We start from the raw sequence: 22,386 nt of genomic DNA, 5'->3' as shown, positions 1-22,386 counted from the left end.
GCCCCGCCCTCGAACCCGTCGCGATCGTCGGACTGGCCGCGATCATGCCGCAGGCACCGGACGCCGCCGCGTTCTGGGCCAACCTCACCGGCGGCGTGTACTCGATCACCGACGTCCCGCCGCAGCGCTGGGACCCGGACCTCTACTACGACCCGGACCCGCACGCGCCGGACAAGACGTACTCCCGGATCGGCGGCTGGGTGGGCGACTTCGCGTGGGACCCGGTGGCCTGGCGGCTGCCCGTCCCGCCGACCGTCGCCGGCCAGATGGACGACGGCCAGCGGTGGGCCGTGTCGGCCGCCCGGGCCGCCCTCGTCGACGCCGGCTGGCCGGACTGGTCCGTCGACCCGGAGCGGGTCGCCGTCGTGCTGGGCAACGCGATCGGCGGCGAGAAGCACTACCGGACCAACCTGCGGGTCGACCTGCCCGAGGTGCTGCGCCACCTGCGCGCCGCGCCCGCGTTCGCGGCGCTGCCCGCCGACGTCCGGGACAGCATCGTCGAGCAGACCCGGACCCCGTACCTCGCCCGGCTGCCCGAGATCACCGAGGACTCGATGCCGGGTGAGCTGGCCAACGTCATCGCCGGCCGGATCGCCAACCTCTTCAACTTCCGGGGCCCGAACTTCACCACCGACGCGGCCTGCGCCTCCGGGCTCGCCGCGATGAGCACCGCCGTCCGCGGCCTGCAGACGCGCGAGTACGACGCCGTCGTCACCGGCGGGGTCGACCGCAACATGGGGGTCGCCGCGTTCGTGAAGTTCTGCCGGATCGGGGCGCTCTCGGCGACCGGGACCCGGCCGTTCGACGCGGGCGCCGACGGATTCGTCATGGGGGAGGGGTGCGCGCTCTTCGTCCTCAAGCGGCTCTCCGACGCCGAACGCGACGGGGACCGGGTGTACGCCGTGGTCCTCGGCGTCGGCGGCTCGAGCGACGGGCGGGGCAAGGGGATCACCGCGCCGAACCCGGTCGGGCAGCGGCTCGCCGTCGAACGCGCCTGGGAGATCGCGGGCGCCGACCCGGCGAGCGCCTCGTGCGTCGAGGCGCACGGCACCTCGACCCGGGTCGGGGACGCCACCGAGCTGGCCAGCCTCACCGAGGTGTTCGCGAAGGCCGGGGCGGCACCCGGGTCGATCGCCCTCGGTTCGGTGAAGTCGAACATCGGCCACCTCAAGGCGGCCGCCGGTGCGGCCGGCCTCTTCAAGGCCGCGATGAGCCTGCACCACAAGGTCCTCCCGCCGAGCCTGTCGTTCCGGGACCCGAACCCGAACGTCGACTGGTCGGCGGTGCCGTTCCGGGTGAACACGACGCTGCGCGAGTGGGACGCGCCGGCGGACGGCGGTGCCCGCCGCGCCGGGGTCAGCGCGTTCGGCTTCGGCGGGACGAACTTCCACGCCGTCCTCGAGGAGCACGTCCCCGGCCGGTACGCCGCACGCCCCCGGGTGCTCGCGAGCGCCGAGGTGCCGGCGTCGCCGCGGGTCACCGCGCCCGTCGAGCGGCGTGTCCCGCTGCGCGGGGCGCTCGTCGTCGGCGGCACGGACGACGCGGACGTCGTCGCGCGGCTCACCCGGCACCTCGCCGCCGCCCGGGCCGGCACCGCTCCGGCACCGGCCGCCCCCGACCCGGCGACGGCGGCCGCGGCCGTCCGGGTCGCCGTCGACTTCGCCGACGCCGCCGACCTCGCCGCCAAGCTCGACAAGGCGGTCAAGGCCTTCGCCGCCGGGCCCGCGGCCGCCCCGATGTGGAAGCTGCTGCGCTCCCAGGGCGTCTTCGTCGGCCGTGGCCCGGCCCCGAAGGTCGCGTTCCTCTACACCGGCCAGGGTTCGCAGTACGTCAACATGCTCGCCGGCCTGCGGGCCACGGAGCCGGTCGTCGCGGGCACCTTCGCCGAGGCCGACGAGGTGATGACCCCGCTGCTCGGCCGGCCGCTGTCGTCGTACATCTTCGTCGACGGCACGGACCCGGTCGCCGTCGAGCGGCTCGAACGGCAGCTGCTGCAGACCGAGATCACCCAGCCCGCCGTCCTCGCCACCGACCTCGCGCTGACCCGGCTGCTCGCCGCGTACGGCGTCCGCCCCGACATGGTCATGGGGCACAGCCTCGGCGAGTACGGCGCCCTCGTCGCCGCCGGGGCGCTGACGTTCTCCTCCGCGCTCGAGGCGGTCAGCGCGCGCGGCAAGGAGATGGCCGGCCTGGCGATGGACGACAACGGTGCGATGGCCGCCGTCTTCGGGCCGCTGGAGACGATCGAGCGGGTCGTCGCCGAGTCCCCCGGGTACGTCGTCATCGCCAACATCAACTCGACGTCGCAGGCCGTCATCGGCGGCGCGACCGCGGCCGTCGAGCAGGCGATCGAGACCTTCCAGGGCCTGGGCGTCAACGCGGTCCGGATCCCGGTCAGCCACGCCTTCCACACCTCGATCGTCGCGCCGGCGAGCGTGCCGCTCGTCGCGACCCTGCGCCGGCTCGACCTGCGGCCGCCGGTGCTGCCGATCGTCGCGAACGTCACCGGGGAGTTCTACCCGGACGGCGGCACGACCGAGGACGTGCTCGCGATGCTCGGCCGCCAGGTCGCCTCGCCGGTGCAGTTCGTCCGCGGCCTGCGCACGCTCTACGACGCGGGCGCCCGCGTCTTCGTCGAGGTCGGCCCGCGCAAGGCGCTCGCCGGGTTCGTCGAGGACGTCCTCGTCACCGCCCACGACGACGTCCTCGCGCTCTTCACGAACCACCCCAAGAGCGGTGACGTCGCGTCCTTCAACGCCGCGCTCTGCGGCCTGTACGCGGCCGGGCTCGGCCTCGACGGGCCGGCCGCCGCGCCCGCCGCACCTGCACCGTCGGAAGGGACCGTCATGTCCGCGCCGCAGCCCGCCGTCCCGTCACCCGCCGTCCCGTCAGCCGCCGCCGTGGCCGCCGCACCGGCCGACGAGCCGTTCGCGGCGCTCGGCAAGGCGCTCGCCGACGTCCTCGCCCAGGGCCTGCGGCTCGCGTCGGGGAGCGCCGGAGCCGTTGCGCCGCAACCGACCCCGGCAGCCGCGGCGCAGGGCCCGTCGGTCATGGAGCCGGTCGTCGTCAGCGGTGCGGCGCTCGGGCTGCCCGGCGTCGACCGGACCTTCGACGACGAGAACGTCGCGCGGATCCTCGCCGGTCAGCAGTTCATCGACTCGCTGCCGCACCGGTTCCGCAAGCGGATGGTCGACATGCACATCACCCGCCTCGTCAAGAGCGAGGCGAGCGGTCCGTCGTTCGAGGAGATCAGCAGCGAGGCCGACGTCATCAAGCTCGCCGGCCGGCACGCGCCGCTCGACGTCGTGGAGGAGTTCGGCGTCGACGCCGCCCGGGACGCCGCGCTCGACACCGCGACCCGGCTCGCGATCGGCGCCGGCTTCGACGCCCTCCGGGACGCCGGCATCCCGCTCGTCCTGCGTTACCGGACGACGACCCTCGGCACCCGGCTGCCGGACCGCTGGGGCCTGCCGGACGCGCTCCGCGACGACACCGGTGTCGTGTTCGCCGCGGCCTTCCCGGGCTACGACTCGTTCGCCTCCGACATCGAGCGCTACATGACCGACCGCGGCCGCCGCGAGCAGGTCCTCGCGCTCGAGGCCGTCCGGGCCCGGCTCACGGGCGCCGAACCGGCCTGCGCCGAGGTGGACCGCCGGATCGCCGACCTGCGGCACCAGCTCGAGACCGACCCGTTCGTCTTCGACCGCCGGTTCCTGTTCCGGGCGCTGTCGATGGGCCACTCGCAGTTCGCCGAGATCATCGGTGCCCGCGGCCCGAACACGCAGGTGAACGCCGCCTGCGCGAGCACGACCCAGGCCGTCGCCGTCGCCGAGGACTGGATCCGGGCCGGGCGGTGCCGCCGCGTCGTCATCGTCTCCGCCGACGACGCGACCGGGGACGCGCTGCTGCCGTGGATCACGTCCGGCTTCCTCGCCTCCGGCGCGGCCGCGACGGACGACGTCGTCGAGGACGCCGCGACGCCGTTCGACCGCCGCCGGCACGGGATGATCGTCGGGATGGGCGCCGCGGCGCTCGTCGTGGAGTCCGCCGCGGCGGCCCGGGAGCGCGGCGTGCAGCCGATCGCCGAGGTGCTCGGCGCGGTCACCGCGAACAGCGCCTTCCACGGCACCCGCCTGGACGTCGAGCACATCGGCCAGGTCATGGAGCAGGTCGTCGCGCAGGCCGAGGCCCGCGGCGTCGACCGGCATGCGATCGCCGCCGAGACGGTTTTCGTCTCGCACGAGACGTACACGCCGGCCCGGGGCGGCAGCGCGTCCGCCGAGATCAACGCCCTGCGATCCGTCTTCGGCGCGGACGCCGACCGCGTCGTCATCACGAACACCAAGGGCTTCACCGGGCACGCGATGGGCGCCGGCATCGAGGACGTCGTCGCGGTCAAGGCGCTCGAGACGGGGATCGTCCCGCCGGTGCCGAACTACAAGGAGCCCGACCCGGACCTCGGCCCGCTCAACCTGTCGACGGGAGGCGCCTACCCGGTCCGCTACGCCCTGCGGCTCGCCGCCGGGTTCGGCTCGCAGATCGCGATGGCGCTGCTGCGCTGGACCCCGGTGCCGGACGGCCGGCACCGCGCGCCGTCCGAGCTCGGGTACGCCTACCGGATCGTCGACCCGGCGGTCTGGCAGGCCTGGCTGGACCGGGTCAGCGGCCACCCGGGCGCCCGGCTCGAGGTCGACCACCGGCGGCTGCGCGTCGTCGACGAGCAGATGTCCGCGCCGGCCACGTCGCCGGCGCCCGCCGCCCCCGCGGCCGCACCGTTCGTCCCGGCGCAGGCCGCGCCGGTCGAGCCGCCGGTGACCGCACCGGTGCCGGCGCCCCCGGTGCCGGCTGCCGCGGTGCCGGCCGCCGTGGCAGGTCCGGTGGCGGAACCGGTGGCGCAGCCGCCCGCCGACCCCGTGACGGACGCCGTCGTCGGGATCGTGTCGGAGATGACCGGGTACCCGCCGGAGCTGCTGGCGCTCGACCTGGACCTCGAGGCGGACCTCGGGGTGGACACGGTCAAGCAGGCGGAGGTGTTCGCCGGGGTGCGGGAGCACTTCGGGGTGGAGCGCGACGCGGCGCTGCAGCTGCGGGACTTCCCGACGCTCGCCCACGTCGTCGGCTGGGTGCGGTCGAAGACCGGCATCGCCGCGCCGGCGGCGGAACCGGTCCGGGAACCGGCCTCCCGGCCGGCCGCCGGACCGACCCCGGAGCCGACCCCGGAGCCGGCCCCGGAGCCGACCGGTGCCGCCGGTGACCCGGTGCTCGACGCGGTCGTCGGGATCGTCTCGGAGATGACGGGGTACCCGCCGGAGCTGCTCGACGCCGACCTCGACCTCGAGGCGGACCTCGGGGTGGACACGGTGAAGCAGGCGGAGGTCTTCGCAGGGGTCCGCGAGCACTTCGGCGTGGAACGGGACGCGAACCTGCAGCTGCGGGACTTCCCGACGCTCGCGCACGTCGTCGGCTGGGTCCGGTCGAAGACCGGCATCGCCGCGCCGGCGGCGGCACCGGCGGCGCAACCGGCGGCGGAACCGGTCGCGGCACCGGCCCCTGGGCCGGTCCCGGAGCAGGCCGTGCCGGCCGGTGACCCGGTGCTCGACGCGGTGGTCGGGATCGTCGCGGAGATGACGGGGTACCCGCCGGAGCTGCTCGACGCCGACCTCGACCTCGAGGCCGACCTCGGGGTGGACACGGTGAAGCAGGCCGAGGTGTTCGGACGAGTCCGCGAGCACTTCGGGGTGGAACGGGACGCGGCGCTGCAGCTGCGGGACTTCCCGACGCTCGCCCACGTCGTCGGCTGGGTCCGGTCGAAGACCGGCATCGCCGCTCCTGGCGCCGGACCCGTTGCAGGACAGCCCGTCCCGGCCGCCAGCGGGCCGGCGGAGCAGACAGGGCAGCCCGAGCAGGCAGGGCAGCCCGAACAGCCCAAGCAACCGGAGCAGCCGATGCTCCGCGGCGACCTCGCCGCGATCGACGCGCTGCCGCGCCGGGTGCCCGTGCCCGTCGTCCGCCCGGTGGCGTCCGCGTGCACCGCCACCGGGGTCACCCTCGGCGCGGGTACCCGGGTCGTGCTCGCCCCGGACGCCGGTGGCGTCGCGGGCGCGCTCGCCAAGCGGCTCGACCGGCTCGGGGTCACCGTGCTCACCCTGGACCCCGGCTCGACGGTCGACGAGGTCACCGCGACCCTCGACGGCTGGCTCGCCGACGGACCGGTGCACGGCGTCTACTGGCTGCCCGCCCTCGACGACGAGGGCCCGCTCGACGCGCTCGACCTCGCCGGCTGGCGGGAGGCGTTGCGGCGCCGGGTGAAGACGCTGCACGCGACGATGCGCCGCCTGTTCGACGGCGCCCCGTTCCTCGTCGCCGGCACCCGGCTCGGCGGGTTCCACGGCTACGACGAGGCCGGGGCCACGAGCCCGCTCGGCGGCGCCGTCACCGGGTTCACCAAGTCGTACAAGAAGGAGCAGCCGGACGCGCTCGTCAAGGCGGTCGACCTCCCGCCCGCCGACCGCAGGACCGCGGCGCTCGCCGACGCCCTCGTCGAGGAGACCCTCGTCGACCCCGGCTGCGTCGAGGTCGGCCGCCCGGCCGGTGCGCAGCGCTGGGGCGTCGGGCTCGCCGTCCGGCCGTTCCCGGCGCTGCACGACGGCGCCGCAGTTGGCGACGGCGGCCTGACGCTCGACGGCGGCTCGACCGTCGTCGTCACCGGCGCGGCCGGCAGCATCGTCTCGGCGATCACCGCGGACCTCGCCGCGGCGTCCGGCGCGACGTTCCACCTGCTCGACCTCACCCCGGCGCCCGACCCGGCCGACCCGGACCTGCAGCGCTACCTCACCGACCGGGACGGCCTCAAGTCCGACCTCGCCGCCCGGATGAGGGACCGCGGGGAGCGGCCCACGCCGGTCGCGATCGACCGGGAACTGGCCCGGTTCGAGCGGCTGGCCGCCGCGCTCGCGGCGATCCGCGCCGTCGAGGCCGCGGGCGGGACCGCGCGGTACCACAGCGTCGACCTCACCGACGCGGCCGCGGTCGCGGCGGTCGTCGCCGACGTGCGGGCGTCGTCCGAGCGGGTCGACCTGCTGCTGCACGCGGCAGGGCTGGAGATCAGCCGCGGGCTGCCGGCGAAGGAGCCGCGCGAGTTCGACCTCGTCCTCGACGTCAAGTGCGACGGCTGGTTCGGCCTGCTGCACGCCCTCGGCGACACCCCGATCGGGGCGACCGTCGTCTTCAGCAGCGTCGCCGGTCGCTTCGGCAACGCCGGCCAGACCGACTACGCCGCCGCGAACGACCTGCTGTGCAAGGTGACGAGCAGCCTGCGACGGACCCGCCCGGGCACCCGCGCGATCGCCCTCGACTGGACGGCGTGGGGCGGGATCGGGATGGCCACCCGCGGCTCGATCCCGAAGATCATGGAGGCCGCCGGGGTCGAGATGCTGCCCCCGGAGGCCGGGATCGCCTGGATCCGGCGTGAGCTCGTGTCGTCCGGCTTCCGCGGCGAGGTCGTCGTCGCGGGCCGGCTCGGTCTCATGGCGGCCGAGAACGACCCGGCCGGCGGGCTCGACGTCGCGGCCGTCGACGTGGCCGGCTGCGGCCCGATGGTCGGCGCGGTCACGGGCGTGCGGACGACCGACGGGCTCGTCGTCACGACGACCCTCGACCCGGTCGCGCAGCCGTTCCTCGACCACCACCGCATCGACGGCGTCCCCGTGCTGCCCGGCGTCATGGGGATGGAGGCGTTCGTCGAGGCCGCCCGGCTCGCGGCGCGGCTCGGCGGGGTGCCGCACGAGGTGACCGGGCTGGAGGACGTCGCGTTCCTCGCCCCGGTGAAGTTCTACCGGGACGAGCCGCGCACCCTCACCGTCACCGCGCTGCTGCGCGCCGACGCCGGCGGCGACCTCGTCGCGGACTGCCGGCTCGAGGCGCAGCGGGTGCTGCCCGGCGCCGCCGACCCGGTGACGACGGTGCACTTCACCGGACGCGTCCGGCTCTCCACCGAGGCCGCACCGGCCGCCCCCGACCTCGTCGTCGACCTCACCGAGCCCGCGGGGGACTGCGCCCTCGGCCCGGACGCGGTGTACAGGCTCTACTTCCACGGCCCGGCGTACCAGGTCGTCGGCGGGGCCTGGCGGACCGGGGACGGTGCGACCGCCCGGCTCGCCGACCCGCTGCCCGAGGACCACGTGCCGGCCGCGGCGCCGCTCGCCTCCGCACCGCGGCTCGTCGAGCTGTGCTTCCAGGCGGCGGGGCTCTGGGAGGCGGGCCGGCAGGTCCGGCTCGCGCTGCCGCGCGCGGTGGCCCGGGTGCGCTGGGTGGCGGGTCCGCCGCCGGCGCCGGGGGACGGCGCGCTGTTCGCGGTGGCGACCGCCGAGGACGCCGGCGGCGTCTTCGACTGCGCCGTCGTCGACGCGCAGGGCCACGTCGTCCTCGCCCTCGACGGGTACGCGACCGTCCCGCTGCCGGCGCCGCTGCCGGACGACGTGAGCGCCCCGCTGCGCGACGTCTTCGCCGGCTGACCGCCCCGACCCGCTGCCCCGACCCGCTGCCCCGACCCGTTGTCCCGCACCGTCCCGACAGGAGCGTCGTCTGTGACCAGGATCCGCCGTCTCGCCGTGCTCGACCGGGGCGAGGTCGCCGTCCGGCTCCTCGCGGCGGTCGCCGAGCTCAACCGGGAGGCGGCCGGGACGGTGCCCGCGCCGCCGCCCGTGACGACCGTCGCCGTGGTCACGGGTGCCGGGTCGGCGTGGTCCGCCCGCGAGGCGGACGAGGTGCTCGAGGTCGGGGAGGCGGACGGCGACGCGCCGGCCCGGGCGGTCCTCGACGCCGGTGCGGACGCGGTCTGGGTCGGGGCCGGGGCGGTCGCCGACCCGGCCGCCCGGGCCGACCTGGTGGCCCGTTTCGAGGACGCCGGGGTCACCGTGGTCGGCCCGTCGGCCGCGACCCTGCGGCTGCTCTGCTCCCCGGACGGCCTGCGGTCCGCCGCGGCCTCCGCCGGTGTCCCGGACCGCTGGCCCGACGGCGCCGTGCCGCCCGCGGTCCGCCGGGTCGACGTGGACGTCGTCACCGACGGCGCCGGCACGACCTGGGTGCTCGGGAGCCGGGACACCACGGTCCGGTACGCGGGCCGCGCCGTCCTCGTCGAGTCCGCTGCGCCGGGTCTGCCGGACCCGGTGCGTGCCGTGCTCCACGAGCAGGCGGAGCGGCTCGTGGACCGTCTCGGGCAGCGCGGGGTCGTCGCGGTCCGGTTCGAGGTCGCGGAGGACGCCGTCCGGGTCGCCGGGCTCGCCGTCCCGTCGTTCGTCGACCAGACCCCGACCGAGGAGGTCGGGGGCGTCGACCTCGTGGCCCTCCACCTGGACGTCGCCGCCGGCGGCAGGCCGGTGCCGCCGCCCGACGAGGTGGCGGGGCACGCCGTCCAGGTGCGGCTGACGGCCCTCGACGTCGGGGTGGACACGGCCGGCGGCGGCACGGTGACGCCGGGCCGGCTGCTGCTCCTCGACGTCCCGGCGGTGGCGGGCGTGCGGGTCGACGACGGCCTGCGCGCGGGGGACGCCGTGACCGCGGACTCCCCGGTGCTCGCGACGCTCACGGCCTGGGGGCGGACCAGGGCGCAGGCCCTCGCCCGCCTGCGCCGGGCGCTGTCCCGGACCGCTGCCGTCGTCGACGGCGGGACGACCGACCGGGCGTTCCTGCTCGCCGTCCTCGCGCACCCCGACCTCGCGGCCGGCCCGGTCGACGCCGGCTGGCTGGACCGGCTCGTCGCCCGGGGCGCGTTCGACCCACCGCCGGACGCGGTCGCCGTCCTCGCGGCCGCGGCCGAGGCGTACGACGCCGACCGGGCCGCCGCCGAGGCCGCCTTCCACGCCCGGGCCGCGCGCGGCCGGCCGGAGCCGCCGGAGGCCGTCGGCACCCGCGTCGTCCTCGGCTACCGCGGCGGTGCGCACGCCCTGCGGGTCGACCTCGTCGCTCCCGGCCGGTACCGGGTCGGTGACCCGGACGGCGCGGCGGACGTCGTCGTCGAGCGGCTCGGTGCCTTCGAGCGCCGGCTGGTCTGCGGCGGACGCCGGCACCGGGTCGTCGTCGCCACCCACGGCAGCGTCGTCCGGGTCGAGGTCGACGACACCGCCCACGTCCTGACCCGGGAGGACGGCGTCGTCGTCCGGGCCGGCTGGCCCGCGTTCGTCGTCGAGGTGCTCGTCGCCCCCGGGGACCACGTCCAGGCCGGCAAGCCGGTCGCGGTCCTCGAGTCGATGAAGATGGAGTCCGTCGTGCCGGCGCCGTTCTCCGGCGAGGTGCTCGGCGTCGACGTCGTCGCGAACGCCCAGGTCGAGGCGGGCGCCGGGCTGCTGCGGCTGCGGGCGGACGACCTGCGCTCCCGACCCTCCGTGGAACCCGTTGCGGCACAGCCGGTCCCGCTCGGGCTGCGCGAGCTGGCCCGGCCCGAGGACCCGGGGCTGCGGCCCTGCGAGCGGGTCTACGGCCCGCTGCGCGAGTACCTGCTCGGCTACGACCTCGACCCGACGACGCTCACCCGGCTGCTCGCGGCGCAGCGCCGCCTCGCCGAGCTGTCGCCGCCGGACGACGGGTCGCTGCTCGCCTGCGAGGACTCGCTGCTCGGGCTCTACGCGGACCTCGGTGCGCTCTCCCGGCCGCGCAGCGAGAACGACGACGCGGACGACGGGCCCGAGGCCGAGGCGGTCCGGGACGCCCGCACCGGCAGCGCGCAGGAGTACCTCATCGCGTTCCTGCGCTTCCTCGACGCCGACCGGGCGATGCTGCCCGGCCTCTACCGGGAGCGGCTGCGGGTCGCGCTCGACCGGTACGGCGTGACCTCGCTGGACCGGACGCCGGAGCTGGAGTCCGCGGTCGTCCGGCTGTACCGCTCCATCGGCCGGGTCCGTGAGCTCGCGCCGGTCGTCGTCGCCGTCCTGGCCCGCAGGCTCGCCGCCGCCGACGTGCTCGCGGCGACCGCCGGCCCGCGCGAGCGCAGCCTGCTCGACCGGCTCGCGGCGGCGACCCAGGGCCGCCAGCAGGACGTCGCCGACCTGGCCCGCGACGTCCGGTTCCACCTGCTCGACGAACCCGTCCTGGAGTCCGTCGTCGCGGACGTCTACGCCGAGATGGAGGGCCACCTCCTGGCCCTGCACGCCGACCCGCTCGCCGCGGACCGGGCGCACCGGGTCGACCGGCTCGTGCTCGCACCGCACCCGATGCGGGCCGCGCTGCTGCGGCACTGGCTCACCGCGGGCGACGGGACGGCGGGGGAGCCGCTGCGGCGCACCCTGCTCGAGGTCTACGTGCGCCGGTTCTACCGGATCCGGCCGCTGCGCGATCTGCGCACGCTCGTCGTCGGCGGGCACCTCGTGGCCGCCGCCGACTACACCCACGACGGCCGGGACGTGCACCTCGTCGTCGCCTACGCGCCGCTGGAGGACCTGCCGTCCGTCGCGGACGCCGTTGGCGAGCACCTCGTCGCGCCCGCCCCGGGCACCCCGCCGGTGCCCGCGTCGACGGACGTCGTCCTCGACGTCGTCACCTGGCAGGCCGGGGAGCGCCCGGAGATCGACGCGACCGCCGCCGCCGTCGCGGACCTGCTCGGCGCCGTCGACGTCGGGCGCCGCCTGCACCGGCTCGACGTCACCGTGACGAGCACGGCCGGCGGCAGCAAGGAGCACTTCCGCACCCAGCACCTCACCTTCCGGCAGGACGCCTCGGGGGCGTTCGTCGAGGACGTGCTCTACCGCAACCTGCACCCGATGCTCGCCAAGCGGCTGGAGCTGTGGCGGCTGTCCGGGTTCCGGCTGGACCGGCTGCCGTCGGCCGAGGACGTCTACCTGTTCCACGGCGTCGCGCACGACAACCCGAAGGACTCGCGGCTCTTCGCGCTGGCGGAGGTCCGCGACCTCACGGCCGTCCGCGGCGAGGACGGCTCGCTGAGCTACCCCCGGCTGGAGCGGATGGGGCTGCAGGCGCTCGCCGCGATGCGGGCGGCGCTGGCCGGCTTCCCGGCCCGGGAGCGCCCGGTGGCGAACCGGATCGTGCTCGCCGTCCGGCCGCCGTGGGACGTCCCGCGCTCGGCGTGGGCCGGGCTCGCGAGATCCCTCGCTCCGCTGGCCTCGGGGGCGGGGCTGGAGAAGGTCGTGCTGCGGGTGCGGATCCCCGGCCCGGCCGGCCCGCGGGAGGCCGTCCTGCACCTCGAGGGGGTCGGCGGCCACGGGGTCACGGTGCGGGTCGAGGCACCCGGTGACGCCCCGGTGCGGGCGCTGTCCGCGTACCAGCAGAAGGTGCTGCTGGCGGCCCGGTTCGGGGTGCCGTACCCGTACGAGGTCGTCCGGCTGCTCGCGTCGGCCGAGGGCACCCCGGGTCTGCTGCCGCCCGGCTCGTTCGTCGAGCACGACCTGGACGCCGCGGACCGTCTCGTGCCGGTGGACCGGCCGCCGGGGGAGAACTCGGCGCACGTCGTCGTCGGGCTGGTGACCAACCGCACGGACGTCGTCCCGGAGGGGATGACCCGGGTGGCGATCCTCTCCGACCCGACGAAGGGGCTCGGCAACCTCGCCGAGCCCGAGTGCCGCCGGATCAACGCCGCCCTCGACCTCGCCGCGTCGCTCGGCGTGCCCGTCGAGTGGTTCGCGGTGTCGTCCGGGGCGCTCATCGCGATGGACTCCGGCACCGAGAACATGGACTGGATCGCTGCGACGCTGCGCCGGATCATCGAGTTCACGCAGGACGGCGGGGAGATCAACATCGTCGTCACCGGCATCAACGTCGGCGGGCAGCCGTACTGGAACGCCGAGGCGACGATGCTCATGCACACCCGGGGCATCCTCGTCATGACGCCGTCGAGCGCCATGGTCCTCACCGGCAAGCAGGCCCTCGACTTCTCCGGCGGCGTCTCGGCGGAGGACAACTTCGGCATCGGCGGCCACGACCGGGTCATGGGGCCGAACGGCCAGGCGCAGTACTGGGCGCCGACGTTCCTCGAGGCGTGCGGGGTGCTGCTGCGGCACTACGAGCTGACCTACGTGGTGCCGGGGGAGCGGTTCCCGCGCCGGCGCCCGACGTCGGACCCGCTCGACCGCGACGTCCGTCCCGCGCGGCACGTGCCGGTGCCCGGCAGCGACTTCACGAGCGTCGGGGACGTCTTCGACCCGGTGGCGAACCCCGACCGCAAGAAGCCCTTCGACATCCGGTCGGTGATGCGCGCCGTCGCGGACGCCGACACCGAGCCGCTGGAACGGTGGGAGCACTGGCGGGACGCCGAGAACGCCGTCGTCTGGGACACGTGCGTCGGCGGCATCCCGGTGTGCCTGCTCGGCATCGAGTCCAGGACCGTGCCGCGCCGCGGTTTCGTCCCGGCCGACGGCCCGCCCGCCTGGACGAGCGGCACGCTGTTCCCGCAGGCGTCCCGCAAGACGGCCCGTGCGGTGAACGCGGTGGCCGGACGGCGTCCGCTCGTCGTCCTGGCGAACCTGTCGGGCTTCGACGGGTCACCGGAGTCGATGCGCCGCTGGCAGCTCGAGTACGGCGCGGAGATCGGCCGGGCCGTGACGAACTTCGACGGGCCGATCGTCTTCGTCGTCGTCTCGCGCTACCACGGCGGCGCGTTCGTCGTGTTCTCCAAGGCGCTCAACGCCCGGATGGAGATCGCCGCCGTCGAGGGGTCCTACGCCTCCGTGATCGGCGGCGCACCGGCGGCGGCGACCGTGTTCGCCCGTGAGGTCAAGGCGCGCACCGACCGCGACACCCGGGTGACCGAGGTGCGGGAGCGGCTCGCGACGGCGAAGGGCGCCGCCGCCGGCCGGCTGCGGGTCGAGCTCGCCCGGGCGACGGAGCGGGTCCGCTCGGAGAAGCTCGGCGAGGTCGCCGACGAGTTCGACGGGATCCACACGATCGAGCGGGCGCTGCGGGTCGGCTCGGTCGACCGGATCATCGCGGCGCAGCGGCTGCGCCCGTACGTCGTCGACGCCCTGGAGCGCGGGATGGCGCAGGGCTGAGCACGTCGGCCGCAGGGGCGCGCCGGCCGGCGGTCAGGTCGGCAGCCGGCGCGCCCGGGCCGTGCGCACGACGTGCTGCCGGAAGAGCTCGGCCGCGGGGAGCAGCGGGCGCTCGGTCGACCAGGCCATGCCGATCTCGCGGACGGCGGCCGGGTCCGTGAGGGGCAGGTACCGCAGCGGGCTCTCGACGGCGTCGGCGTCGGCGACGTGCGGGGCCGGGACGATGCTCACCCCGAGCCCGGCGGCGACGAACCCGCGCACGGTCGCGAGGTCGGTGCCGACGAAGGCGATGCGCGGCTCGAAGCCGGCCCGCTCGCACAGCTCGCCGACCTGGCGCCGCAGCAGGGAGGTCGGCCGCAGCGCCACGAACGGCTCCTCGGCTGCCTCCGCGAGGTCGATCTCGGTGCGGCCGGCCAGCGGGTGGTCGCGAGGGACGGCGAGGCGCAGCGGCTCGACGAGCAGCCGCTGCCACTTGACGGTGGGGTCCGACCGCCGCCACGCGGTGATCTCCAGGTCGGTGCGGCCGCCGTCCAGCACCGGGGAGACGAGCTCGTCGCGGACCTGCCGGAGGGTGAACTGCACCCCGGGGTGGTCGGCGCGGAAGGTGCCGACGAGCTGCGGCACGAGCCAGGTGGCGAGCGACTGCTGGAACGCCACGGTCACCGTGCCGCTGTCCGGGTCGACGAGCTCGCTCACCGCCGCCAGCCCGTCGTCGAGGTTGTTGAGGAGCGCGTCCACGTGCCGCTTGAAGGCCGCGCCGGCCGGCGTCATCCGCAGGGTCCGGCCGGACCGGTGGAGAAGCGGCGTCCCGACCTCGGCCTCGAGCCGGGCCAGCCCGCGGGACACCCCGGACTGCGTCACCCAGTACAGCTCGCCGACCTGCGTCACGGTGACTCCGTCGGCGACCTGCTGGAACCAGCGGAGGGCGTCGGTGTCCATGGCCCCAGGGTAACCCCGTCCCATGACCAGAGTGCATGGATACCATGAACATCACTCATTGGACGCATGTAAGCGTTTGCGTGACACTGGATGCATGACGACGAACAGCACCGACACCGGCTCCACCACCTCGGCCCCGTCGTTCCTCACCGTGCTCCGGGACGACCTCCGCACCCGCCGCGCCGCGCGCGCCGAGCGCCGCAAGCTCGACCGCGAGCTGGCCACCTACCGCACCCCCGCCGAGCGCGACGACCTCGCCGCGATGCTCGACCGCTACGACGACGTGGACGCCGCCCCGGTCCGTGAGGCCCTCAACCGGGTCAACGCCGCCTGACCTGCTCGAACGGCTCGCCCGGCCACGGGTCCACCGGGACGGCGCGGGCCAGGTCGCCGCTCGTCGGCAGCAGTGCCGGCGGGTCGTGCGGCTGCACGGAGGCCGCCGTGACGACGAAGCCGCCGTCCCGGCGCCACCACCCGGGGAGCACCTGCCCCGTCGGCACGTGCCGCACCGTCAGCGGCCGCCAGCCCGGCGCGCCGTCGACGCCGTCCGGGCCGTCCGGGCCGCCGCCCCCGAGGGTCACCTCGACCGCCCGGGTGTCGGTCCGCAGCCCCGTGCGCAGCACCTTGAGCGCGCTCTCCTTGGCCGACCAGAGGACGTTCGCGAGCTCCGACCGGCCGCCCGGCCCGTCGCCCGAGGGCGCGGTACGGACCCGTGAGGCCTCCGCCGTCGTGAGGAAGTCCGCGACGAACGCCTCGCTGCGGGGCTCGACGAGCTCCAGGTCCACCCCGACGGCGTCCGGACCGTCGCCGACGAGGCACACCGCCCAGCCCGCGCGGTCCGTCACCGACACGTCGACCTCGAGCGGCGTGCCGTCGACGACGACGTAGGGCGCGCCGGACGCGTGGTGGAGCACCGCGACCCGCGACAGCGCCCGGACCGGCGCCTGGCCCTCGCCCCCGCCGAGGGCGACGAGCTCCGCGAGCTCGGCGTCGAAGCCGGCGACCAGAAGCTCGGGATCGCTGACGACCTCGGCGTCCGTGCGGAACCCGACGCGGACCGTGCCGGCGTAGGAGAACACGCACACGCCGAGCGTCTGGTCCGCCGCCTGCGGCACCCAGCCCAGCACGCCCGTGAGCGGCACCCCGGCCAGGGTCCGCCGGTCGGTCGGTCCGACGACGTTCGTCAGGACGCCGATCGCCTTGGCGGAGAAGAAGTCGACGAGCAGCCGCTCGACCTGCGGGTGGGTCAGGCCGATCGCGCCGATCGTGCCGAAGGTGATCGCCGCCTCGGGGGAGGCCTTGATCGCGTCCATCCGTCTGCGGGTCCGGTCGAGCCGGGTCCGGGCGTCGACGTCGGTGCTCACGAGCGGGAAGAGCACGAGGGCGAAGCGGTTGCCCAGCTCGGCGGGCAGCGGCCCGTCACCGCGGACGTTGACCGGCACCATCGCCGTGAGGTCCACCGGGTCGGCGCCCCGGGCGACGAGGTAGGACGCGACGGCCCCGCCCACGGCGGCCATGAGGATGTCGTTGACCGTCGACCCGGTCGCCCGCCCGGCCGCCTTGACCGCGGCGAGGTCGTGCGGCCTCGACCAGACGGCGCGCTTGGCGACGCCAGGGGTGCCCGACAGTGGGGTCCGCGGCAGGCTGCCGAGCAGCAGCTTGTCGACGACCTGCCCGGTCTGCACCGCGAGCGTCAGCGCCTCGACCGCGGCCTCGGGCCGGACGAGGCGGGCCAGGTCGGCGAACAGGTGCAGGACGCTGCCGACCGGGCCGCGCGCGCCGTCCCGGACCTGCGGCGGCACGGTCGCCGGCGGTTCGCCGTCCGCGGGGTCGGTGAGCGACAGCAGGACGTGCGCGAGCGCGATCCCGTCCGCGAGCGCGTGGTGGATCCGGGTCAGGACGACCGAGCCGGCGGGCCCGCCGTCGTCGGGCCGGTAGCCGTGGACGAGCCACACCTGCCACAGCGGGTGCGCGAGGTCGAGGGGCTGCGAGATGTGCTCCTCGACGAACGCCCGCAACGCGGCGTCCCCGCCGGGGGAGGGGAGCCGGCGGACGGTGACGTGCCGGTCGAGGTCGAAGCCGTGGTCCTCGACCCAGCGCGGCGGCCCGAGCGGGAGCATCGGCTCGGCCGGCCGCATCCGGAACACCGGGAATCGGTCCAGCAGCCGCTCGGTGACGACGGTGCGCAGCCGGTCGACGCGCACCGTGCCCTCGAACCACATGAGGGTGTCGATGACGAGCAGGTTCTCCGGGCGGTCCATGTGCAGCCAGATCGCGTCGACCGCGCCCATCGTGTGCCGTGCCGTCGCAGCCATGGGTCACCTCGCGTCCCCGCGCGTCCGTGCGTCGCTCGTGGACTCGAGGGTCGCACCTGTGGTCGGGTGCACGCACAGGTCCGAGGTCCTCGGCCGCAGCCGTCGCGGCGGGCCGCACCACAGTGGGGGAGCCATGACCGGCAAGGCACTGACGTACTCGAGCTACCTGCGGGTCGACGACCTCCTCGCCCTCCAGGAGCCGCGCTCGCTCGACCCGGTGACCGGGGAGACCGAGCACGACGAGATGCTCTTCATCGTCATCCACCAGGTCTACGAGCTGTGGTTCAAGCAGCTGCTCCACGAGGCGTCCCGGCTCGGTACGGCCTTCGAGGGTGGTGACGCCCGCACCGCGCTGGCGACGCTCACCCGGATGCTGACGATCCTCAAGACCGTCGTCGGGCAGGTGGACGTCCTGGAGACGATGACGCCGCTGTCGTTCGCGGGATTCCGCGGGCGGTTGGACTCGGCGTCCGGCTTCCAGTCCGCACAGTTCCGCGAGCTCGAGGCGGTGCTCGGACGGCGTGACCCGGCGATGCTGTCGCCGCACCCGCCCGGCCCGGCCCGGGACCGGATCGAGGCCGCGATGGGGCGCCCGGGCCTGTGGGCGCAGTTCCTCGGGTTCGCCGGGCTCGCCGGCCTCGACGGTGAGGCGCTCCTCGACGGGCTCGAGCGGGTGTACCGCGAGGACGCCCTGCGCGCCTTGGTCTGCGAACGGATGGTCGACCTCGACGAGGGCTTCCAGGAGTGGCGGTACCGGCACGTGAAGATGGTCGAGCGGACCATCGGCGGGCAGATGGGCACCGGCGGGTCGTCCGGGGCCGCCTACCTGCGCAGCACGCTGCTGCGCCCGATGTTCCCCGCCCTGTGGCAGGTGCGGGACCGGTTCTGACCCGGCGGGTCACGCGGTCGCTGCCCCGGCGCTGACGTGGTGGTCGCGGACGAGCCGCCGGACGGCGTCGGCGACGGCGTCGGGGGTCTGCACCGGGGTCATGTGGCCGATCCCGGGCAGCTCGACGAGGCCGACCGGGTGCGGCAGGGCGGCGTCGATCCGGCGCGAGTGCCGCAACGGCGTGAGCCGGTCCTCGGTGCCGCAGAGCACGAGCGTCGGGACGTCGAGGGCCACGACGTGGTGGCCGAGGTCGAGGTCGGCGAGCATGCGGGCGAAGCCGGCCCGGGTCTGCGGCGGGCACGCGAGGACGACGTCCGTGCAGTACGCGCGCTGGTGCCGGTCGGCCGCGGGGGACAGCGTCATGTGGCTGATCGCACTGCGCCGCGCCCACGGGGGCAGCAACGTCAGCAGCCGGGTGTCGCCCATCCCGCGCTCCGTCACGGCCCTCGCGACGGTGCGCAGCGGGCCCGGGTGCGGCATGAGGCGGACCTCTTCGACGAGACCGCCGACACCGGTGCTCGCGAGCAGCGCCGCGCAGACCTTCTCGTGCAGCACGTCGGGGCGTTCGCCGGCGAGCGCGACCAGGGCCATCGCGCCCATGCTGTGGCCCGCGACGACGGCCCGCTCGCCGGCCCGCACGGTCGCGCGGAGGACCGCCTCGAGGTCGTCGACGAGCGCCGTCGCGGTGCACGCCGAGGGGGCCACCAGCTCGCTGCGGCCGTGGCCGCGCTGGTCGTAGACGACGGCGCGCACGTCGTCGCCGAGCCGGTGGAGCACCCGGCCCCAGAAGCCGGCCGAGCACGTCCAGCCGTGGCCGAGCAGGACCGTGGGGGCGTCGTCCGGGCCGTGGACCTCGACGGAGAGCCGGGTGCCGTCGGCGGACAGGACGGTCAGCCGGGTGCGGGGGACCGGCGGGAGGAAGTCGTCGGGCAGCGGCATCGTCGTCACCGCCCGCGCTGCGTGACGACGGTCGCCGGGCGGCCCTGCCGCATCCCGGCCGCGCGACGCGCCGTCCGGTACTCGGCGAGGTCGACCCGGCGGGTCTGCCGGCGCAGCCGCCACGTCGTCCCGGGCCAGAGCGTGCTGATCCGGCCCTGCGCGTCCTGGTACCAGGAGCTGCAGCCGCCGGTCGCCCAGATCGTCGTCGAGAGCCGCTGCTGGACGTCGGCGTTCCAGGCGTCCTGGGCGCTCTGCTCCGGCTCCATGACGTCGAAACCCCTGCTGCGCATGAGGTCGAGGGCGTCGAGCAGGTAGGCGAGCTGGGACTCGATGACGTGGACCATCGACGAGTGCCCGAGCCCGGTGTTGGGCCCGATGAGGAAGAACAGGTTCGGGAAGCCCGTGACGGTGGAGCCGCGCAGGGCCTGCATGCCCGTGCCGGCCCAGACGTCGGCGAGCGTGCGACCGGCGCGGCCTACGACGTGCCGCGCGACGGGCAGGTCCGTCGCCTCGAACCCGGTCGCGAAGACAACGACGTCGGCGGTCCGGCGGGTGCCGCCGGCGCCGACGACCTCGTCGCCCTCGAGCGCGGTGACCGCCTGCGGGACGACCTCGACGTTCGGCCGGCTGAGGGCGGGGTAGAAGTCGTCGGAGATGAGGATCCGCTTGCAGCCGGCGCGGTACCGCGGGGTGAGGACGGCGCGCAGGTGCGGGTCGGTGACCGACTTCCCCATCGTGCGGCGGGACAGCGCCTCGACCGCGCGCATGAGGGTCGGCCGCCCGACGAAGCCGAGGACCATGAGCTCACGGCCGGCGTAGATCGCACCGCGCACGCACCTCTGGACGGCGGGCACGCGCCGGTAGAGCGCGCGCCGCCAGCCCGGGATCCGGTGCTGGTTGCGGGGGATGACCCAGGCCGGGGTGCGCTGCATGACCGTGACCGACTCGGCGACCTTCGCGATCCGCGGGACGAGCTGGATCGCGGAGGCGCCGGTGCCGACGACGACGACCCGGCGGCCGGTGAGGTCGAGCGAGGCGTCCCAGCGGGCGGTGTGGAGAACGGTGCCGGTGAACGTGTCCGTCGTGACGCCGTCCGGGAGCCGTGGTTCGGACAGCGGCCCGGAGGCGTTGACGAGGACGTCGGCGAGGACGTCCCCGGCGCTCGTCGTGACGGCCCAGACGCTGCGGTCGTCGTCCCAGCGGGCACCGAGAACCTCGACGCCGCAACGGATCAGGTGGCCGACGTCGAAGCGCCGGACGACGTCGTGCAGGTACGCGTGGATCTCCGGCTGGAGGGAGAAGCTGTGCGTCCAGTCGGGGTTCATCGCGAACGAGAACGAGTACAGGTGGCTCTGCACGTCGCAGCCGGCGCCCGGGTAGCTGTTGTCGCGCCAGGTGCCGCCGACGTCGTCGGCCTTCTCGAGGACGAGCACGTCGTGACCGGCCTGCGACAGGCGGACCGCGGCGCCGATCCCGCCGAACCCGGCACCGACGACGAGCACGTGGACGCGCTCGGGGAGGGCGGCCGCGTCGCCGCTGGGCGAGGTCATGGAACGACCATACTTACCATTGAACGTTGTAACAATACTGGGGAGTAACTTCGCTCGATCGCCTTGCCGGAATGCTGTTGCGGGGCGCCTGTCGGCCGGTGAGGCTCGGGCCGTGGCGATGCACCCCGACGAGCTCGACGTGCCGGTGGACGTGGTGGTGCGCCTCGTCGGCGAGCAGTGCCCGCAGTGGGGCGGCCTGCCGGTGCGGCGGGTGGTGTCGACCGGGACGGTGAACGCGGTCTTCCGCCTGGGCGAGGACGTCGCGGCGCGCTTCCCGCTGCGTGCCCGGCCCCCGGCCGAGGTCCGGGCGTGGCTGGAGTCGGAGGTCGCCGCCATGGGAGAGCTGGCCGCGTGCAGCCCGGTCCCGACACCGCTGGCGCTGGCCGTCGGTGCGCCCGGACCGGGCTACCCGCTGCCGTGGCTGGTGCAGACGTGGCTCCCCGGCCGGGACGCGGCGGTCGACGACGCGTCGCGGTCCGTGCTCTTCGCCGAGGACCTGGCCCGTCTCGTGACCGCGCTGCGGGGCGCCCCGACCCGCGGTCGGACGTTCGCGGGTCCTGGTCGGGGCGGGGACCTGACCGACCATGACGCCTGGATGGACGAGTGCTTCCGGCGCAGCGAAGACTTGCTCGACGTCGTCGCGCTGCGCCGGCTGTGGGGCGACCTGCGGGACCTGCCCCGCATCGGCCCGGACGTGATGTCGCACGGGGACCTCATGGCGCCCAACGTTCTCGTCGATGCCGGCCGGCTCGTGGGGGTGCTCGACGGCGGGGGCTTCGGCCCGGCCGACCCGGCCCTGGACCTCATCGCCGCCTGGGACCTGCTCGAGGCCGTGCCCCGGGAGGTGTTCCGCCGGGCCCTCGGCTGCGGTGACGTCGAGTGGGCGCGGGGCAAGGCCTGGGCCCTCGAGCAGGCCATGGGGTTGGTCTGGTACTACGAGCGGTCCAACCCCGTGATGAGCAGCCTGGGCCGGCGGACGCTCGGCCGGATCCTTGCCGATCCCGGGTGACGGCGTTCCGCCCGGCGGGGCGTGCGCTCCCGGTGGGTCGTCAGAAAGGCGGCGGATCCTCGGGTGCAGGCCGTGGGAGATGCGGCAACGGGGCGCGGGGGAGTGCGGTCCAGGTGCGTCCGGTGCGGGTGGTCCACAGGGTCGTGCCCGGTGGGTCCCCGGGGTGGTGGCGTTGCTGCGGGACGAGCAGTCCGGCGGTCTTGAGCCGGTGGCACGCGCGGCACAACGGCCGGGTGTTGCACTCGCAGGTGGCGCCGCCGTGTCCGTAGGGGGTTTGGTGGTCGAGGTCGCAGCGCCAGGCGGCTTTCCCGCAGTTGGGCCCGGTGCAGGTCGGGTAGGCGTGCTCGATGAGGAGCTTCAGTCGTTCGCTGGCGACGTACCCGGGCGTGTAGGTGCTCTTCCCGACGCCGAGGACGGTGTCGTGTTCACCGTCCACGACCACGCACCGGAAGACGCCGTTGGTGACGAGGTCGCGGATGGCGTCGGCGGGGATCGGCCCGTAGCCCTGCAGGGTGCCGGGGTCGTCGACCAGGCCCATCAGGGTCTCGGCGGAAACGATGACGTTCACGGTGACCTGCACGTCGGGCCAGGTGCTGGTGAACCACTCCGGCACGGACCCCTCGTCATGCTCCTCGCCGGAGGGACTGCGGCCGTCAGGTGACGCTGTCGCTGCCGGCCCGGGAGCGGGCGCAGCGGCGTCGGTCGGGACGCACCCGGCCGGGACCGGCAGCACATCCGCGGGCACCGGGAG

General features: G+C 75.5%; 10 protein-coding genes. 5 read left to right on the top strand and 5 right to left on the bottom strand.

Translation table 11 applies throughout. The annotated features are described in order from the left end of the window. The first annotated feature begins 23 nt into the window (after positions 1-23). Together ECOMGDLI_RS15855 and ECOMGDLI_RS15850 are read left to right on the top strand one after the other, a co-directional pair. Positions 24-8,513: a type I polyketide synthase gene (locus ECOMGDLI_RS15855; protein WP_255395993.1), complete on the top strand. Its 8,490-nt coding sequence runs from the start codon at positions 24-26 to the stop codon at positions 8,511-8,513. A 72-nt stretch (positions 8,514-8,585) separates the two neighbouring features. Further along, a complete protein-coding gene (locus ECOMGDLI_RS15850) occupies positions 8,586-13,994 on the top strand; it encodes a carboxyl transferase domain-containing protein (protein WP_158221021.1) in 5,409 nt (1,802 codons plus the stop codon). Positions 13,995-14,027: 33 nt separating this feature from the next. Here the strand turns inward: ECOMGDLI_RS15850 and ECOMGDLI_RS15845 are convergent, their stop codons facing one another. Then, positions 14,028-14,933, bottom strand: coding sequence for a LysR substrate-binding domain-containing protein (locus ECOMGDLI_RS15845; RefSeq protein WP_088317798.1), 906 nt, complete (start codon positions 14,931-14,933; stop codon positions 14,028-14,030). A 94-nt stretch (positions 14,934-15,027) separates the two neighbouring features. Between ECOMGDLI_RS15845 and ECOMGDLI_RS15840 the strand changes: the two genes are divergently transcribed. Next, a complete protein-coding gene (locus tag ECOMGDLI_RS15840; RefSeq protein WP_088317797.1) occupies positions 15,028-15,267 on the top strand; it encodes a hypothetical protein in 240 nt (79 codons plus the stop codon). On the opposite strand, the gene ECOMGDLI_RS15835 is transcribed toward ECOMGDLI_RS15840, so the two are convergent. Beyond that, positions 15,254-17,248 (bottom strand): wax ester/triacylglycerol synthase family O-acyltransferase, encoded by a 1,995-nt coding sequence (locus tag ECOMGDLI_RS15835; RefSeq protein ID WP_198954901.1) that lies wholly within the window; start codon positions 17,246-17,248, stop codon positions 15,254-15,256. The two genes, ECOMGDLI_RS15840 and ECOMGDLI_RS15835, sit on opposite strands and share 14 nt — an antisense overlap. Before the next feature lie 133 nt (positions 17,249-17,381). On the opposite strand from ECOMGDLI_RS15835, the gene ECOMGDLI_RS15830 reads away from it, so the two are divergent. Beyond that, positions 17,382-18,137 carry a tryptophan 2,3-dioxygenase gene (locus tag ECOMGDLI_RS15830; RefSeq protein WP_088317796.1) on the top strand — a complete coding sequence of 252 codons (756 nt, stop codon included), beginning with the start codon at positions 17,382-17,384 and terminating at the stop codon, positions 18,135-18,137. Positions 18,138-18,146: 9 nt separating this feature from the next. On the opposite strand, the gene ECOMGDLI_RS15825 is transcribed toward ECOMGDLI_RS15830, so the two are convergent. Both ECOMGDLI_RS15825 and ECOMGDLI_RS15820 read right to left on the bottom strand, forming a co-directional pair. Further along, the gene (locus ECOMGDLI_RS15825) at positions 18,147-19,076 is read right to left on the bottom strand and encodes an alpha/beta fold hydrolase (RefSeq protein ID WP_088317802.1); all 930 of its coding nucleotides are present in this window, start codon (positions 19,074-19,076) and stop codon (positions 18,147-18,149) included. Between the two features lie 5 nt (positions 19,077-19,081). Next, complete coding sequence (locus ECOMGDLI_RS15820) at positions 19,082-20,626, bottom strand: NAD(P)/FAD-dependent oxidoreductase (RefSeq protein ID WP_088317794.1); 1,545 nt, start codon at positions 20,624-20,626, stop codon at positions 19,082-19,084. Between the two features lie 118 nt (positions 20,627-20,744). Here ECOMGDLI_RS15820 and ECOMGDLI_RS15815 point away from each other — a divergent pair, with 118 nt between their 5' ends. Next, positions 20,745-21,635: an aminoglycoside phosphotransferase family protein gene (locus ECOMGDLI_RS15815; RefSeq protein WP_198954902.1), complete on the top strand. Its 891-nt coding sequence runs from the start codon at positions 20,745-20,747 to the stop codon at positions 21,633-21,635. A gap of 40 nt (positions 21,636-21,675) precedes the next feature. Here ECOMGDLI_RS15815 and ECOMGDLI_RS15810 read toward each other — a convergent pair whose 3' ends face one another. Next, positions 21,676-22,248, bottom strand: a complete 573-nt coding sequence (locus ECOMGDLI_RS15810; RefSeq protein ID WP_088317791.1) for an HNH endonuclease signature motif containing protein — start codon at positions 22,246-22,248, stop codon at positions 21,676-21,678. Positions 22,249-22,386: the final 138 nt, after the last annotated feature.

This window comes from Kineosporia sp. R_H_3 (assembly GCF_002198675.1).
In the GTDB taxonomy this organism is placed as follows: domain Bacteria; phylum Actinomycetota; class Actinomycetes; order Actinomycetales; family Kineosporiaceae; genus R-H-3.
Note: the sequence above shows the minus strand (reverse complement) of the source record. Positions and strands in the feature narration are given on the sequence as shown.

What these genes read in the sequence shown, in the direction of transcription:
- ECOMGDLI_RS15815 (WP_198954902.1), top strand. Translation starts at nt 20,745, where the DNA reads ATGCACCCCGACGAGCTCGACGTGCCGGTGGACGTGGTGGTGCGCCTC.
- ECOMGDLI_RS15835 (WP_198954901.1), bottom strand. Translation starts at nt 17,248, where the DNA reads ATGGCTGCGACGGCACGGCACACGATGGGCGCGGTCGACGCGATCTGG.
- ECOMGDLI_RS15820 (WP_088317794.1), bottom strand. Translation starts at nt 20,626, where the DNA reads ATGACCTCGCCCAGCGGCGACGCGGCCGCCCTCCCCGAGCGCGTCCAC.
- ECOMGDLI_RS15845 (WP_088317798.1), bottom strand. Translation starts at nt 14,933, where the DNA reads ATGGACACCGACGCCCTCCGCTGGTTCCAGCAGGTCGCCGACGGAGTC.
- ECOMGDLI_RS15825 (WP_088317802.1), bottom strand. Translation starts at nt 19,076, where the DNA reads ATGCCGCTGCCCGACGACTTCCTCCCGCCGGTCCCCCGCACCCGGCTG.
- ECOMGDLI_RS15840 (WP_088317797.1), top strand. Translation starts at nt 15,028, where the DNA reads ATGACGACGAACAGCACCGACACCGGCTCCACCACCTCGGCCCCGTCG.
- ECOMGDLI_RS15830 (WP_088317796.1), top strand. Translation starts at nt 17,382, where the DNA reads ATGACCGGCAAGGCACTGACGTACTCGAGCTACCTGCGGGTCGACGAC.